This is a genomic window from Sporosarcina sp. Y352 (assembly GCF_056786535.1).
Genome location: NZ_JBXCJE010000001.1, coordinates 267,397 through 283,068, shown reverse-complemented (window position 1 = coordinate 283,068; position 15,672 = coordinate 267,397). Strand labels below are relative to the sequence as shown.

Below are 15,672 nucleotides of genomic sequence, written 5' to 3'. Positions count from 1 at the left end.
GTTTCATGGATACATATACATTTCATGCAATGAAGTTAACATGGCTAGATGGCAGCGGAAATTATTTAGACGGTGGGACAATGTTTGGTGTTGTTCCAAAAGCTCTCTGGTCGAAGCGCTATGAATCAGATGAACAAAATCGTATTAAAATGAGAAATGATCCGATTCTGATTCAGTTCGCAGGGAAAAATATATTGATTGACACTGGTCATGGAAATGGAAAAATGTCTGAAAAGACGAAAAGAAATTTGGGGATTTTCGGAGATTCGAAGGTGGTAGAGAATCTGTCCCAGCTCAACCTGTTAGCTGAAGATATAGATATAATTTTAATGACGCACTTGCATAATGACCACGCGGCTGGTTTGACAGAATGGCGTGAAGGGAATCTAGTTTCCGTTTTTTCAAATGCAACTATTTTTGTTTCGAAAATTGAATGGGACGAAATGCAAAGCCCGAATATCCGTTCCAGAAATACATATTTAAAAGAAAACTGGGAGCCTGTTCAACAGCAGGTAAAGACATTTGAAGAAAGTATGACGATCATGCAGGGGATTGAAATGGTTCATACAGGCGGTCATAGCAATGGTCATAGTATTATCAAATTGACGCAAGGTGGCGAGACGATTCTTCATATGGCTGATATCATGCCTACTCAGGCACACAGTAATCCATTGTGGGTATTGGCTTTTGATGATTACCCGATGACATCGATTTTTGCAAAAGAGAAATTGATGAAAGAAGCACTTGCGGGGAGTTATAGATTCACTTTTTATCATGATGCTTATTACAGACTAGTGAGATGGGATACAAGCGGAAAAGAAATTATCGAATCAATTAAAGTTTCAGGTAAGTAAAAAAAACCGTCACACGCCCGCAGACTTCCGGGCGTATGACGGTTTTTTATTAGGCTTTTACTAGTTCAACAACTGTACCCGTTTTTGCGTCGGCCGCAAATTCGAATTGTTCCAGTACACCTTCTTTAATCCGTGATATGCCACCACGGTAAACATCCATTGTAATTACATTGTTCGTGTATGGCTCAGTTTTCATGACAATCCATGAACCATCTATTGGACCTTCGTTTTTAAAAGCATCTTTAATTGTGTTTAAAACCGAGTCTGCAGAAACATTCTGATTCATACGGTCGATTGATTCACTGACAATAACTCCAGCAGCAACACCTGTCAACACACCAGCTAGGAAATCTTTTAACTTCATATTCATTACCCCCTACAATCGGTATTTCAACTAGTGTACCACAAATTTACTTATCTTTGCCAAGCTAGCCAATGGAAATAGTAATTCGATTAACGAATTAATCGTTGGAAAGTTTCTGACTAATCGACTACACTAATTACAGAAGATTAATACATGATAAGTAGGGGGCAATATTCAATGCATAAAGATACACTTGAGATGTTTAAAACGTTGACTGAACTTCCGGGCGCACCGGGTAATGAACATGCTGTGCGTGATTATATGCGGGGTGAACTCGCTAAGTATTCCGATGAGTTGATTCAAGATAATCTGGGTGGTATTTTCGGTGTCAGAAAAGGTCCTGAAGATGGTCCGCGTATTATGGTTGCGGGCCATATGGATGAAGTCGGATTCATGGTGAGTCAAATAACGGATAATGGAATGATCCGTTTTCAGCCGCTTGGCGGATGGTGGAGCCAAGTCCTTCTAGCGCAACGTGTTGAAATTATAACGGTAAACGGTCCCGTAACTGGTGTGATTGGTTCGATTCCACCGCATTTGCTAAGTGATGCAGTGCGGAACAAGCCGATGGACATTAAAAATATGCTAATCGATATTGGTGCAGATAATAAGGAGGACGCAATAACAATCGGCATCCGTCCTGGTCAACAAATTGTACCTGTTAGTCCGTTCACACCACTGGCAAATAACAAGAAAATACTTGCTAAAGCATGGGATAACAGATATGGCTGTGGTCTAGCCATTGAGTTACTAAAAGAAGTACATGGTGAAGAGTTGCCAAATAATTTGTACTCAGGAGCAAACGTACTTGAGGAAGTCGGTCTCCGTGGAGCCGCAGCGGCTGCAACAATGATTAATCCAGATTTGTTTTATGCGTTAGATGCGAGTCCTGCAAATGATGCTGCTGGTGATAAAAGTGAGTTTGGTCAACTTGGAAAAGGTGCATTACTTCGTATTTTTGATCGTACGATGGTAACACATCGTGGCATGCGCGAATTTATCCTTGACATGGCAGAAACACATAACATTCCTTATCAGTACTTCTTCTCGCAAGGTGGGACGGATGCTGGTCGAGTTCATACATCCAATGAAGGAGTTCCAAGTGCTGTGATTGGCATATGTTCACGCTATATTCATACATCGGGATCTATCATCCATACAGATGACTATGCGGCGGCAAAAGAACTACTTGTGAAATTAGTACAAGCAAGTGATAAAACGACAGTGGAAACAATCAAAAGCAATGTTTGAGTATTGCGCTATCATAGACTGATTAAGGTCGTCCTAGCACTCCCTAGTGATGTGCCAGGACGACTTTCTAAATGGATAAATCGGAGGGGAAGTTGAATGGATTTTATGATTGGTTCTGTCAATGTGGCAAAAGTAACAGCTGCAAATGATGTGATTTCTCACTACTTCCCACATTCAATCATTTCTAGCGTTGAAGTAGGTTCGGGCGTTTCTAATCAACCTTACGGTGATGAGGAGACAAGGTTAGGAGCAATCAATCGTGCTTTACGAGCTGCAGGCAAGAACGGAGAAACGATTGGAATCGGGCTTGAGGGTGGCGTTCGTTTAATCGATGAGCAAATGTATCTTTGTAATTGGGGAGCTCTCGTACTTCCTAATGGAAAAAGGTTTACGGCTGGTGGAGCACAAATACCCTTACCGCAAGAAATTGCGGTAAGGGTGGCAGCGGGAAACGAACTTGGCCACGTTGTCGATACCTATTTTGAATTGAGTGGAATCCGAAGTAAAGAAGGAGCGATAGGCATGTTTACTGCAGGTGCGGTAAATCGTAATGACCTATTTAAACATATTATGCAACTACTAATCGGACAATTAAAATACTATCAACGTTCACAGTAATTACGAAGTTGCCACATCTATAAGTTGTAAGAGGTTGCAACAGGAGAGTAACATCTTTAAAATGGTTATGGAGTTCAAATTAATGATTGGAGGAAATCGAATGTTCCGGAAATGGAAATTCATATTCCTGATGATGATATCCATTATACTGCTTACAGCATGTGGAAAATCGCTTGATGAAAGAGCTACTGCAGGAATCGAGGCGGCGCGAGAAGCATTTCAATTGAATGATAAAAGTCCTACTGAAGAAATAGATGGTATTGAATTATACAAGCCTGCCGGGTTTGCGATGAATGATAGTTCAGATGAGCAAAATATCGTCTTTACAAAAAATGATGAGACGTTCATCCTTTTTATTAATCCAAATGAGAAGAGCGACAGTAAACTATTTTATGATTTGCTCCTAATCGATAAGAGTAAAGAAATTATTGAGCAAGCCACATTCTCTGATGATGGCACGTTCGGTTTCGCAGCGGTTGTAAAAAGCGGTGAGGATAATGTGGAGCTTATTGTAAGTGTAGGTGGATACAAAATCACGACAATGACAAAAAAGAAAAAAATTGAAGAAAACTTACCGAAGATGATGGAAATCGTGCGGTCTATTCAGCAGAGTTCTACTACAACTGCGATTAGGTAACATGATTCAGTTATCCGATAAATGGAGGCAAATAGATCTATGAATTCTCAAAAACTGGTGTCAATCTTAAAAGAACAACTTCCGTCTGAACATTTTATTTGGAAGTTCGACCGGAAAGCGGATAAGGTTCGTCTTGAGCATTCGATTCTTAAAAAAGGAATGGATATATCGCTCCCGGAAATTCTGGTTAAATATGAACGCAAAAAGGAAGTAGCTATAAAAGAAATAGTCTATACAATTGGGGAAACATTTAAAGCGATGGAAAAAGAACAATCAGAAGGATTTGTAGATAGCGCAGTCATTTTCCCGGTTATTAGATCATCTTCATTTCCTGAGGAATCAGCTGCTGGGCATCGTTTTCTAATGAAAGAGCATACTGCGGAAACGCGTATCTATTATGCACTCGACCTTGGAACTACTTACCGATTAGTTGACGAAAGTATGCTTGAATCAATCGGAATGTCTGAAATGGAAGTAACAGAATCTGCACTTTTCCGTGTTAGGGCATTGCCAACTGCTATGAAACAAGATGAAGTGTCGGGGAATATCTTTTACTTTATCAATAATAATGATGGCTACGATGCCAGTAGGATACTTAACAGTGCATTCTTGAAAGAGATGGCAGGAAAAGTTGAAGGACATATGACCGTTTCTGTCCCACATCAAGACGTGTTAATAATTGGTGATATCCGAAATGATACAGGTTATGATGTGCTGGCACAGATGGCTATGCATTTCTTTACAACAGGCGCTGTTCCAGTAACCTCTCTGTCATTCATCTATGACGATGGTAAACTGGATCCAATTTTTATCATGGCTAAAAATCGTTTGGCAAGAAGGGAAGGCAAGAAAAAATGAATGTATTTTATAATTTAGATGGTGTTGGGGATGTATTGCTATTTCAACTTACACTTACACGGCCACAAGCGGTTATCTCGAAATCATCAGGAGATGTAACGTTAATTCAAGATGAGGCGACTGAAGAAGTAATTGCATTTAACCTCTTCAAAGCATCGACTTATTTGGATATTCAAACAGTCGGCGAAGTTGAATTAACTGAAGACGTAGTTAAACGACTTCAAGAAGCGCTTTTGAAGAATAACGTGGAACTTAAACTTGATGTTGATTTTACTCCGAAATTTGTTGTAGGGCATATATTGAAAAAAGAAAAACATCCTGACGCGGATAAATTGAGTGTTTGTCAAGTAGATATAGGAGAAAAGACGGTCCAGATTGTCTGTGGTGCACCGAACGTAGAGGAAGGGCAGAAAGTCGTTGTCGCAAAAGTTGGCGCCGTTATGCCATCTGGAATGGTTATACGAGATGCGGAACTTCGTGGAGTCCCTTCGGCTGGGATGATATGCTCAGCTAAAGAACTTGGGTTGATTGATGCCCCTGCAGAAAAAGGGATTTTAGTTTTAGATAGTCAGGCTATAGCTGGAGAAGCATTCAATAAGTAGGAGACTAGAAGCGTACCGATATGGTACGTTTTTCTTATTTATGTTATTGATTTGATTTAGTCGTGTCAGTACTGTTAAAATAGAGTGATTGACATGAAAAGAGTGATAGTCTTGAGTTGGTTAAAAAAGATTACTAGCAGGTTATTTGGAACGGATGAAATTAACGAACAAGAAAATGTACATTATGAAAAAAATGAAATTGAGGATTCGTTACATAAACTAGACAGAAAGAATAGTGCATCCTTTCGTTTTCCAATTATCTCGGATGCAGAAATTTATGGCTGGGACGATGGACCAACGAAAGAACATGAAAAACCTGAATCTAAACTTCATACGGAAAAAGAAGAGATTGATAGCTATGAAACAAAACCACTTTATGAGAACGATAAATGGCCGAGTGATACTAGACCTGTAAATGTATATAGGTCTGAATCGGCATTGAAGTATGGAAAGGGAAAAGAAGTAGTTAAAAGACCTTCTTCTCCACCGGATAAAACGAATAAGGAAAAATTGCCTTCGAGAGCAAGTACGACCGTCCAGAAACGTTCAAGTAAACCATTTACACCGACTGCAGTACCTTCTCCCGTTTATGGATACACAAACCCTGGTAGGACAGCGTCGAAAACAATTATTGTGGAAGACATGAAACAGAGACCGCTGAATTTTGAAGTTGAAAATATTAACAAAGAGCAACTATTGCCAGGGAATGAAGAGAAAGCGTTTATAGTAACATCATCGGAAAAAGAAATTGTGCTTGATCGAACCGACATAATTGAAGTAAATACTCAAGATGAGCTAGTTAGAACGGAGTCAACAGTTGAAGAAGATACTCAAGCTGAGCTTGTTAATACGGAATCAATAATTGAAGTAAATGCTCAAGATGAGCTAGTTAAAACGGGGTCAACAGTTGAAGAAGATACTCAAGCTGAGCTTGTTAATACGGAGTCAATAATTGAAGTAAATGCTCAAGATGAGCTAGTTAAAACGGAGTCAACAGTTGAAGAAGATACTCAAGATGAGCTTGTTAATACGGAGTCAATAATTGAAGTAAATACTCCAGATGAACTTGTTAATACGGAGTCAACAGTTGAAGTGAATATTCAAGATGAACTCATTGAAATGGACTCAAGGATAGTAGAAAATGTGATTTCGGAAGCAGCAGCAGATGTTACAGAGAGTCCTGAAGTTGAAGTTGTTGAAATAGAATCTAGAGTAACAGAAGAAGACTTCGTAGGAATTATTAAGGGCACACCGGAACATACTAATACTGAGTTAACAGAAATGACGGAGCATCCTATTACAGAGGAATTGACAGTAGAACAATATCCGGAAAAAATAAAAGAACGCATTGTTCCTTTTAATGTATTGATGCTGAAATCCGATAAAGAGAAAATGAAGTCAGTAATAGCTGATAATCCGAAAAAGGTTATTAAAAATGATACTGTAATGAGAAAAGATGTAAAACCTGAAGAGCCAATACTTGACCCACGAGAAAATAGTTTAATCAATCCAAACAGAATAGATAGCGATAATAAAGAAGAGGAAGAGCCATATTACGCTTTTCCATCACTTGACTATCTGATTCCGCCCGAAGCACAAATCGAGGACACCGAATGGCTTGAATCGCAGTCGGGAAAACTTGAGGAAGCGTTGTCTCATTTTGCGGTCAAGGCAACTGTCATTGAAGCGATGCAAGGTCCGACAGTTACTCGTTTTGAACTTACTGTCGGAGTTGGTACAAAAGTAAGCAAAGTAAGGAACTTGACCGATGACTTGAAACTTGCACTTGCAGCGGAAGACATTCGGATACAAGCACCAATTCCAGGGAGAAGTTCTATCGGTATCGAAATCCCGAATCGAAAGACGAGAGCAGTTAGGATATCCGAGGTTATCGCAACTGATCAGTTTAGAACATCTTCCTCACCTTTAGAAGCTGTGCTTGGTCTAAGTCTGACGGGAACACCCGTAACCTTGGATTTACGGAAAATGCCGCACGGGATGATTGCTGGCGCGACAGGTTCGGGTAAATCCGTCTGCATTAATTCGATATTGGTCAGTTTGCTTTACAAAGCTACACCAACAGATTTGAAAATGATGCTTATAGATCCAAAAATGGTTGAACTTGCACCATTTAACGGTATTCCACATCTAATCAGCCCAGTAATTACAGACGTCAAAGCAGCAACTGCTGCTTTGAAATGGGCAGTTGCAGAAATGGAAAGACGGTATGAGTTACTTGCTCATGCAGGCGTCAGGGATATTGAACGTTATAACAAAGCAGTTGTAGAAAGTCGCCGGTTCTCATTGAAAATGCCTTATCTGCTTATTGTAATTGATGAACTTGCCGATTTGATGATGATTGCGCCGGCAGATGTCGAAGTGTCGATTAGTCGCATCGCACAGAAAGCACGTGCATGTGGTATTCACTTAATCATCGCCACTCAGCGGCCTTCTGTCGATGTAATCACGGGCACAATTAAAGCAAATATTCCTACACGTATTGCATTCTCAGTTTCATCCCAAATTGATTCAAGAACAATTATTGATTCTCCTGGAGCGGAAAGACTGCTTGGAAAAGGAGATATGCTTTATATTGGAAACGGACAATCTTCAAATGTTCGTCTGCAGGGTACATTTGTCACGGACGAGGAAATAGAACGTATAATAGAACACGTACAGAACGAGGCGTCACCCGAGTATTTATTTGGTCAAGATGAACTTCTCGCAAGTAGTATTGAAGAAGAAGAAGGCGATTCACTTTTCGAAGAGGCTTGTCTCTTTATTCATGAAACAGGCAGTGCATCTACATCATTATTACAACGCAATTTCAGCATAGGCTATAATCGGGCTGCCAAACTGATTGACCGAATGGAAAAGAATGGTTTCATATCAGGTCAGCGAGGTAGTAAGGCACGGGATGTATTTTTAACAGAGAGTGATTTAGAGCAGCTTACAGAACGTTAGGAATAATAACCGGCTTGATGAAGTACAGGTATAATAGATTAGTCCATAGAATTTGGAAAAAGACAATTAGTTTTAATTAAGGGGAACAGAAATGATCCCGGGAGGTTTCAATATGACGTTGTTTCATTTTACTGGCATTAAAGGATCCGGAATGAGTTCGCTTGCACAGATACTCCATGACTCTGCCCATGAGGTACAAGGTTCAGATGTAGAAAAATGGTTTTTTACAGAAGATCCACTTCATGAAAGAGAAATACCTATTTTAGCATTTGATGAAAAAAATATTAAACCAGGAATGATCATTATTGCAGGAAATGCTTTTCCTGACAGTCATTCGGAGCTTGTTAAAGCAAAAGAGCTAGGTCTCGAGATTATTCGCTACCATGACTTTTTAGGCCAATATATGAAAAAATTCATTTCTGTCGGAGTGACGGGGTCACACGGTAAAACGTCGACTACTGGTTTACTTGCCCATGTATTATCCGGACATTCACCCACTTCATACTTAATAGGAGATGGTACTGGCAGCGGTCCAGTAGATAGTGAATACTTTGTCTTCGAAGCATGCGAGTACAAACGCCATTTCCTTGCATATGAACCTGATTATGCAATCATGACGAATATCGATTTTGATCATCCTGACTACTTTAAAGATTTAGCGGATGTGATGGATGCTTTTGGAGAGATGGCGCTGCGGGTGAAAAAAGGCCTGATAGCTTGTGGTGATGATAGGCACCTGCAAAAAATTCAAGCAAATGTACCTGTCGTTTATTATGGGTTTGATGATTCGAATGATTTTGCAGCTAATAATATTACCAAAACGGTAGAAGGATCGACATTCGATGTCTATGTACGCAATGAATTTTATCACACTTTTTCAATTCCGCTAGCTGGGGATCATGCAATCTTAAATTCACTTGGTGTTATCGCTCTTTGTCATTATGAAGGGGTTAAAGCATCGATTATCCAAGAAAGATTATCTACTTTTAATGGTGTGAAAAGAAGGTTTACTGTAATTGAAACGGAAGGCAGAATTATTGTAGATGACTATGCTCACCATCCGACTGAAATTCAGGCGACATTACAGTCAGCTAAGCAGAAATATCCGGACCGAGAAATTGTAGCTATATTTCAACCGCATACATTTACGAGAACGGCAGCCCTTATGGGAGGATTTGTAGAAAGTCTTTCAACTGCTGATCATATCTATCTATGTGATATATTTGGATCAGCACGTGAAGAAGCTGGAAATCTAACCATTAATGATTTAATCAGTAAGATTCCAGGCGCTAAACACCTGGAACTCGAAAATATCGAAGAACTTGAAATGAATAACCCAGCAGTTTATTTATTCATGGGTGCGGGTGATGTTCAGAAATACTTGAACGCATTCAAATCATTTATCGAAACAAAGGAAACAGCTTAATCCTACGGGATTGGCTGTTTTTTCCGTTTGTAAAAACAATAAGACGAGTATTTTGTTAAATTGATTTTCGTTACCATGAAGGAAATTGAAGATTTGTGTCGAAGTAGTTCTAGAGACATAACGTTTACTTTGTCCCGAAAAAGGGTATACAAAGATATATGAGCAATTGAAGGAGGCAGTGCCTTGGAAAATCTTCTGTACATAGCGGCAATTGTCGCTGCAATCGCATTCTTAATTTTATGCGTAAGCCTAGCGATGACACTGTTCTCATTGAAGAACACATTAAAGGGTGTTTCTGAAACGATGGAAGGGCTAACCTCACAACTTGAAGGAGTAACAACTGAAACGACAGAGCTTCTTCATAAAACCAACAACCTTGCCGAAGACATTCAGTTGAAAGCAGAAAAGTTAAACACAGTGGTGGATGCTATGAAAGGGGTAGGTGAGTCCGTGACGGATCTTAACTCTTCCGTTCGTCGGGTTTCCGCCAACATCACTACTGAAGCAGAACGAAACAGCGATAAGATTGTCCAGGTCGTTCAATGGAGCAGTGTAGTTATGGGCATAATGGATAAGCTGAAAGAACGAAAGACGAGCAGTACTGGTTGGACAGCTTATACGCCTGTACCTGGACAAAAAAGATTACCCAGCCCTATTGATCGTTAATAGGGAAAGGTTAAAACATGACACTGTATTTGAAAATAGGAGGAATCGATTATGAATGAAGACCGCAAAGTGAAACCGAACTATAATGACCCTAATTACAACAAAGACTACAATTCAGGGAACAGCAAAGAATATGAGAATTCTTATGGCGAGCCATCTTACTTGCCGGCAAATTATGATCACAATCGAGTCTATACCAATTCTTTTTATGAAGATGAGGAAAGTTCAGGAGCAGGTAGTTTCCTAGCCGGCGCATTAGTCGGGGGAGTGATAGGAGCTGCGGCAGCACTATTCCTTGCACCGAAATCAGGAAGTGAAATGCGTGGAGATCTTACAACACAAGCGTCACACTTAAAAGATAAAAGTATTGAAATCAGTTCAGTGGCAAAAGAAAAAGCAACGGGATTGACTTCAGCTGCAAAAGAGAAAACTGGAGAATTTTCAAAAACAATTCAGGAGCAATCAGGACAACTGGTCGATAAAGTAAAATCGATGAAATCAAAAACTTCTGTTCCGATGGATGATGGAACAGCATCCTCCGAAGGAGAAGAATCGGTTGATTTCATAGATACTGCTAAAACGAAATTAGAGGATGCATATGAGGCTGGTGAAGAACAAGTGACTGCTACTGCAGATGCATTGCAAAAAGCAGTTGCTAAGTCTTCTAACGACGCTGAAAAGGCTGAAACAGGTAATAGCGATGTTGCGTATAGCAATAGCGAAAATCTTGGGAAAGATAAAATCACAAACCAGAATTATGTATCAGACACGCTTGGTAAATAAAAACTGCACTTTAGAAAGTCCGTCTACCCAATTTAGGTAGACGGACTTTTTATGTGAAGATAATCTCCAAGATATCTCCGCCATCTATCGGATCGTTGAATCCGATTGGTTTGCTGTTTCGTAGTAGCTGATACTGGCTTGGCGAATTTTCAGGCATACTATAATCGGTAAATGCAAAGATATCACTGAAGCGGATAGGACTTTCAGTCAATGTAACAAAATCGAGACGGTCGCCTTGTTTTGTAGTTTGGGAACCTTGAGCAGTAAGTCCATTTAAAGTAATAGCAAGTCGCTGTTTTTGAATTGCAACTTCCTCGTTATTGAAAAAAACCGTTATGATATCATTGGTTTTTTTTCCTATTTCTAAAATTACTTCATCCACTGTGGGGAAAGGGTGGATTTGTATATTAATTTCGTCACCCTCTTTGATAACTTGTTGAAGTCGAGCGGGAATCCCGTTGACGAAAAGTTCAGCAGTCTTTCTTTTCAATGTGACTGGTTTCTGATTGACTGTTAATGTGAATGTATTTTTATCTGAAAAATTACTATGATCGGTATTTTCTAATATTGCTGCGAGTGTTTTAGTATGGGAAGCAGAAATCTTATCTCGATCTTTAATAGGGGTGTGTATACTTCTAGGAATCCCATTAATATGAATTGATGGTTCCAATTTAACAGGAACTCCATCAATTGATGCATTGATGGGTATCAAATTTTCGAGAAAATCACTTACTTTAGCGGATGCATCTAAACCGTTAATACCAGGCATCAACTCGATTACGTCTCCGTTTGTAATCGGTTTTATTGTACTAACAGGTGAGCCATTTAACAGAATAACTGAAGGGGTACCATGCTCGCCAGGTATTAATATGTCATTATCATTTACCGTAACGGTCATCCCGAGACCTGGCCTTCCATATAATTGGCGGGCCTTAATATTTGCCGCAAGAAGCGCGTCTCCGACAGTCATTTCCTTCAATTCAAATAGTCTAAGCATTTTGTTGTTTACAGATATTGACATGTATTGGATTGGCGCTCTTCTTGCAGCAATAGCGATTCCAATCGGAGTTACTAATTCAGGTGAAGAAACGATACTAGGCTCTAAAGTGACTCCAGTAAGTGCATCTAGTCCACGGATTCCGACTCTGTTTTCAGGTAAATCTAGACATATGCTAATTTCTTTGGCTAGTCCGGGTGTTAAGCTACCGCCACCCACGAGCATGATTGCTTTCGGTGATTTTGCATTATTAAGTCGTTTGACCTCACCTGAAATCGATTTTGCTAGTAAATCTACAGCAGGCTTGATAATAACAGCTACTTCACTGGATTCAACTTCTTGCTCGCAGCCTAGAATATCAGTCATGATTACAATTTTATCTGTGGAAATTCTTTTTTTTGCGCTTTCAGCTAACGGGAAATCCAATAAGTAATGATTGCTTAATGCTTCAGTAATTTCATCCCCCGCAACGGGTACCATGCCGTAAGCGACAACGGTGTTGTTATCGGTGATTGCAATGTCTGATGTACCCGCACCTATATCGACAAGCGCGATGTTTAAACGTCTCATGGAAGGCGGAATCAGGACATTGATAGCAGCTATCGGTTCAAGTGTTAATGCTTCCATTTCGAGACCGGCATGTTTGAGTGCCGAAAGAAGAGATTCAACAACTACGCGAGGAAGGAAAGTGGCGATAACGTCGACAGATGCTGACCTTCCCGCCTGTTCAATCAAACTACCGATTACCTCACCTTCAAGCTTATAATGAAGGACCGAATAGCCGACACAATAATAATAGTCATCTGCTGTAACAGCATCTGAGGACAATAGTTTTTGTTGGGCTTGCTGGACTGCGGCAAGTTCCAGACGATTGACATCTTCAGAGGAAATAAGTGACCTTTCTGAAATATCGACAGCCATTGACCCCTCTGAAGTCTTCAACGCTCTGCCCGCAGCTGCGACACTAACCCGTTTTAAAGGACCATGCCGTTCCTCAAGTAGTTTTTTAATTTCAGTTATGACTCCTGCAACACTTAAAATATTATGTATTTGTCCATCAATCATTGAACGCTCTATGTGTTCAATTGAAACGAGGTCAGCTACATGGAAGTTTCCCTTGTCTTCTGTTAGGATGATCCCCACGACGGAACGTGTTCCGATATCGAGCGCAAATAATGTGGTAGCCAGAACTTTTCACCCTTTCTGTCGTTAAATGTAACGTATTTAGAAGAATAAGTAGAAATAACGTGACTTTTCAAATAGTCTTCTTTATAATAGGTCTATTATCAAAAATGTAACATATATTCTTCTCTACTGAAAGGGAATTATATGTGCGGGGAGGAGACGGACTGATGAGACAACATGATTTAGATGAATTACGCGGCCGTGTTAACGAGCTGAACGTCAAAGTATTGGATTTGATTAACGAAAGAACTACAGTTGTCAAAGAGATTGGGAAAGTTAAAGAAAAGCAAGGTGTAAACAGATATGATCCGCTACGTGAACGTGAAATGCTTAATTTCCTGAAAGAATCTAACAATGGTCCGTTACCTAACGGAGTTCTTGAACAGATTTTTAAAGGTATTTTCATGTCAGCACTTGAAATACAAGAAGATGAACAGCGCAATGCATTGCTTGTATCCCGTAAACGAAAAGCGGAGGATACGATTGTAGACATTAATGGACATAAAATTGGTGATGGAACACCATCATTCATTTATGGTCCTTGTGCTGTTGAATCATATGAGCAGGTCTTAGCCGTTGCACAGTCTATCAAAGCAAAAGGACTGACAATGATTAGAGGCGGCGCATATAAACCCCGTACTTCGCCATATGATTTCCAGGGACTCGGTCTTGAAGGTTTGAAAATACTGAAACGTGTTGCTGATGAAACAGGTCTTTCGGTTGTAACGGAAATCATTACACCTTCTCATCTAGAAGAAGCTCTTGAATATATCGATGTTGTCCAAATCGGTGCACGTAACATGCAAAACTTTGAATTGCTGAAAGAAGCAGGTATGATTAATAAACCGGTTCTTTTAAAACGTGGATTAGCAGCTACAATCGATGAATTCATTCATGCAGCTGAATATATAATTTCAAAAGGCAATAGCCAAATCATCCTTTGTGAACGCGGTATCCGTACATATGAACGGGCAACTCGCAATACATTAGATATTTCTGCTGTTCCAATCTTGAAAATGGAAACACATCTGCCGGTCTTTGTTGATGTAACACACTCAACAGGTAGAAAAGACTTGTTACTTCCAACGGCGAAAGCTGCGATAGCAGTAGGCGCAGATGGCGTAATGGCTGAAGTGCATCCAGATCCGGCTGTAGCATTATCCGACTCTGCACAACAGATGGATCTGCAACAGTTCGATGAATTTTACGAAGCAATTCAGCAATTCATGAACACGCACACAACAATCTCTTGAGTAGACGCCGGACCTAATAGGTTCCGGCGTTTTGAATACATAAAGTAAGTATGAGTATGGAAGGAGAAAGGCAAATGGCTATAACGATTTACGACGTAGCCAGGGAGGCAAACGTTTCAATGGCGACGGTCTCCCGTGTCGTTAATGGCAATCAGAATGTAAAACCCGCGACTAGAAAAAAAGTGCTCGATTGTATTGAAAGGCTAGGCTATCGCCCTAATGCAATAGCAAGAGGACTTGCCAGCAAGAAAACAACAACAATCGGTGTGATTGTCCCTGACATTTCTAAAAGCTTTTATTCCGAGCTTTCCCGTGGAGTAGCGGACGTAGCGACAATGTATGAATATAATATAATTCTTTCAAACTCCGATGAAAGCTCAGATAGGGAAGTCGAATTGTTAGAAGACCACCTTGGTAAACAAGTAGATGGACTTATATTTATGAGTGATTCAATCTCCGATGAAGTGCGCACTGAAATGTCAAAAGCGAATGTACCAATAGTTTTGGCCGGGACGTCTGATGTGGAAAATCAATTAGCAACAGTGAACATCAACTACCAGGAAGCTGCGTATGAGGCGGTCAATAAACTTATTGAGAATGGTCATGAAAAGATTATTTTTGTATCAGGTCCATTCTCCAAGGATATTAACCGAATTAATAAAAAGGCTGGATACATTAGAGCGCTTCAAGATAAAAATATTATGGTAGATGCACAATACATTGTAGAAATGGAAAATACATACGATGGTGCATATGAAGGCTGGAAACAAATTCGTGAATTACCTGGAAAACCAACGGCAATAATTGCAGGAAGTGATGCAATCGCTGTTGGTCTGTTAAATGCAATTGTGGATGCAGGACTGTCTGCACCAGGTGATTATGAAATCATTTGTTTTGAACACTCGATATTAGCTAGGGTTGTAAGACCTCAATTAACTTCAATTGTCGTTCCGCTCTATGATTTAGGGGCTGTATCAATGCGTCTTCTGACAAAATTGATGAACAAGGAAGAAGTTGAAGAACAACAGGTTATATTACCTTTCAGGCTTGAAGATCGTAATTTAATAAAGTGAAAAAAGGACACTCTTTTCAAACGGATGCATCCGTTTGAGAAAGATTGTCCTTTTTTGTTGCTAAGAAAATTATATAGAATTGCATTATGAAAAAAGAAGAATATAGTAATTCTCCCTCTAGGGTCCTAATACTATTATTTA

The 15,672-nt window shown here is 39.9% G+C and carries 14 protein-coding genes; 12 read left to right on the top strand and 2 right to left on the bottom strand.

Features of this window, described 5'->3' with window-relative positions; all coding sequences use genetic code 11:
- Positions 1–5 precede the first annotated feature (5 nt).
- Positions 6–854, top strand: a complete 849-nt coding sequence (locus AC1TO6_RS01510) for a YtnP family quorum-quenching lactonase (RefSeq protein ID WP_482099836.1) — start codon at positions 6–8, stop codon at positions 852–854.
- Positions 855–903: 49 nt separating this feature from the next.
- Here the strand turns inward: AC1TO6_RS01510 and AC1TO6_RS01505 are convergent, their stop codons facing one another.
- Complete coding sequence (locus AC1TO6_RS01505) at positions 904–1,218, bottom strand: hypothetical protein (protein ID WP_482099835.1); 315 nt, start codon at positions 1,216–1,218, stop codon at positions 904–906.
- Positions 1,219–1,395: 177 nt separating this feature from the next.
- Here AC1TO6_RS01505 and AC1TO6_RS01500 point away from each other — a divergent pair, with 177 nt between their 5' ends.
- The 9 genes from AC1TO6_RS01500 (at position 1,396) to AC1TO6_RS01460 (ending at position 11,023) form a co-directional block, all read left to right on the top strand.
- On the top strand, positions 1,396–2,469 hold the full coding sequence (locus tag AC1TO6_RS01500) for a M42 family metallopeptidase (protein WP_482099834.1): 1,074 nt from the start codon (positions 1,396–1,398) through the stop codon (positions 2,467–2,469).
- A gap of 96 nt (positions 2,470–2,565) precedes the next feature.
- A complete protein-coding gene (locus tag AC1TO6_RS01495; RefSeq protein WP_482099833.1) occupies positions 2,566–3,087 on the top strand; it encodes a DUF84 family protein in 522 nt (173 codons plus the stop codon).
- 100 nt (positions 3,088–3,187) lie between these two features.
- A complete protein-coding gene (locus AC1TO6_RS01490) occupies positions 3,188–3,724 on the top strand; it encodes a hypothetical protein (RefSeq protein WP_482099832.1) in 537 nt (178 codons plus the stop codon).
- 39 nt (positions 3,725–3,763) lie between these two features.
- Positions 3,764–4,582 (top strand): DUF1444 family protein, encoded by an 819-nt coding sequence (locus AC1TO6_RS01485; RefSeq protein ID WP_482099831.1) that lies wholly within the window; start codon positions 3,764–3,766, stop codon positions 4,580–4,582.
- Positions 4,579–5,184, top strand: a complete 606-nt coding sequence (gene ytpR, locus AC1TO6_RS01480; RefSeq protein WP_482099830.1) for a YtpR family tRNA-binding protein — start codon at positions 4,579–4,581, stop codon at positions 5,182–5,184. Before AC1TO6_RS01485 ends, ytpR begins: the two co-directional genes overlap by 4 nt.
- Positions 5,185–5,295: 111 nt before the next feature.
- Positions 5,296–8,148, top strand: a complete 2,853-nt coding sequence (locus AC1TO6_RS01475; protein ID WP_482099829.1) for a DNA translocase FtsK — start codon at positions 5,296–5,298, stop codon at positions 8,146–8,148.
- Between the two features lie 112 nt (positions 8,149–8,260).
- Positions 8,261–9,574 (top strand): UDP-N-acetylmuramate--L-alanine ligase, encoded by a 1,314-nt coding sequence (murC, locus tag AC1TO6_RS01470; protein WP_482099828.1) that lies wholly within the window; start codon positions 8,261–8,263, stop codon positions 9,572–9,574.
- A 183-nt stretch (positions 9,575–9,757) separates the two neighbouring features.
- Complete coding sequence (locus AC1TO6_RS01465; RefSeq protein WP_482099827.1) at positions 9,758–10,240, top strand: DUF948 domain-containing protein; 483 nt, start codon at positions 9,758–9,760, stop codon at positions 10,238–10,240.
- Between the two features lie 51 nt (positions 10,241–10,291).
- A complete protein-coding gene (locus AC1TO6_RS01460) occupies positions 10,292–11,023 on the top strand; it encodes a YtxH domain-containing protein (protein WP_482099826.1) in 732 nt (243 codons plus the stop codon).
- 49 nt (positions 11,024–11,072) lie between these two features.
- Here the strand turns inward: AC1TO6_RS01460 and AC1TO6_RS01455 are convergent, their stop codons facing one another.
- The gene (locus AC1TO6_RS01455; RefSeq protein WP_482099825.1) at positions 11,073–13,163 is read right to left on the bottom strand and encodes a cell division protein FtsA; all 2,091 of its coding nucleotides are present in this window, start codon (positions 13,161–13,163) and stop codon (positions 11,073–11,075) included.
- Between the two features lie 209 nt (positions 13,164–13,372).
- Here AC1TO6_RS01455 and AC1TO6_RS01450 point away from each other — a divergent pair, with 209 nt between their 5' ends.
- Both AC1TO6_RS01450 and ccpA read left to right on the top strand, forming a co-directional pair.
- Positions 13,373–14,458: a bifunctional 3-deoxy-7-phosphoheptulonate synthase/chorismate mutase gene (locus AC1TO6_RS01450; protein WP_482099824.1), complete on the top strand. Its 1,086-nt coding sequence runs from the start codon at positions 13,373–13,375 to the stop codon at positions 14,456–14,458.
- A gap of 74 nt (positions 14,459–14,532) precedes the next feature.
- Positions 14,533–15,531, top strand: coding sequence for a catabolite control protein A (ccpA, locus tag AC1TO6_RS01445; protein ID WP_482099823.1), 999 nt, complete (start codon positions 14,533–14,535; stop codon positions 15,529–15,531).
- Positions 15,532–15,672 lie beyond the last annotated feature (141 nt).

Excerpts from the sequence above, each read along its gene's own strand:
- AC1TO6_RS01510 (WP_482099836.1), top strand. The coding sequence starts at position 6 with ATGGATACATATACATTTCATGCAATGAAGTTAACATGGCTAGATGGC.
- AC1TO6_RS01505 (WP_482099835.1), bottom strand. The coding sequence starts at position 1,218 with ATGAAGTTAAAAGATTTCCTAGCTGGTGTGTTGACAGGTGTTGCTGCT.
- AC1TO6_RS01500 (WP_482099834.1), top strand. The coding sequence starts at position 1,396 with ATGCATAAAGATACACTTGAGATGTTTAAAACGTTGACTGAACTTCCG.
- AC1TO6_RS01495 (WP_482099833.1), top strand. The coding sequence starts at position 2,566 with ATGGATTTTATGATTGGTTCTGTCAATGTGGCAAAAGTAACAGCTGCA.
- AC1TO6_RS01490 (WP_482099832.1), top strand. The coding sequence starts at position 3,188 with ATGTTCCGGAAATGGAAATTCATATTCCTGATGATGATATCCATTATA.
- AC1TO6_RS01485 (WP_482099831.1), top strand. The coding sequence starts at position 3,764 with ATGAATTCTCAAAAACTGGTGTCAATCTTAAAAGAACAACTTCCGTCT.
- ytpR (WP_482099830.1), top strand. The coding sequence starts at position 4,579 with ATGAATGTATTTTATAATTTAGATGGTGTTGGGGATGTATTGCTATTT.
- murC (WP_482099828.1), top strand. The coding sequence starts at position 8,261 with ATGACGTTGTTTCATTTTACTGGCATTAAAGGATCCGGAATGAGTTCG.
- AC1TO6_RS01460 (WP_482099826.1), top strand. The coding sequence starts at position 10,292 with ATGAATGAAGACCGCAAAGTGAAACCGAACTATAATGACCCTAATTAC.
- AC1TO6_RS01450 (WP_482099824.1), top strand. The coding sequence starts at position 13,373 with ATGAGACAACATGATTTAGATGAATTACGCGGCCGTGTTAACGAGCTG.
- ccpA (WP_482099823.1), top strand. The coding sequence starts at position 14,533 with ATGGCTATAACGATTTACGACGTAGCCAGGGAGGCAAACGTTTCAATG.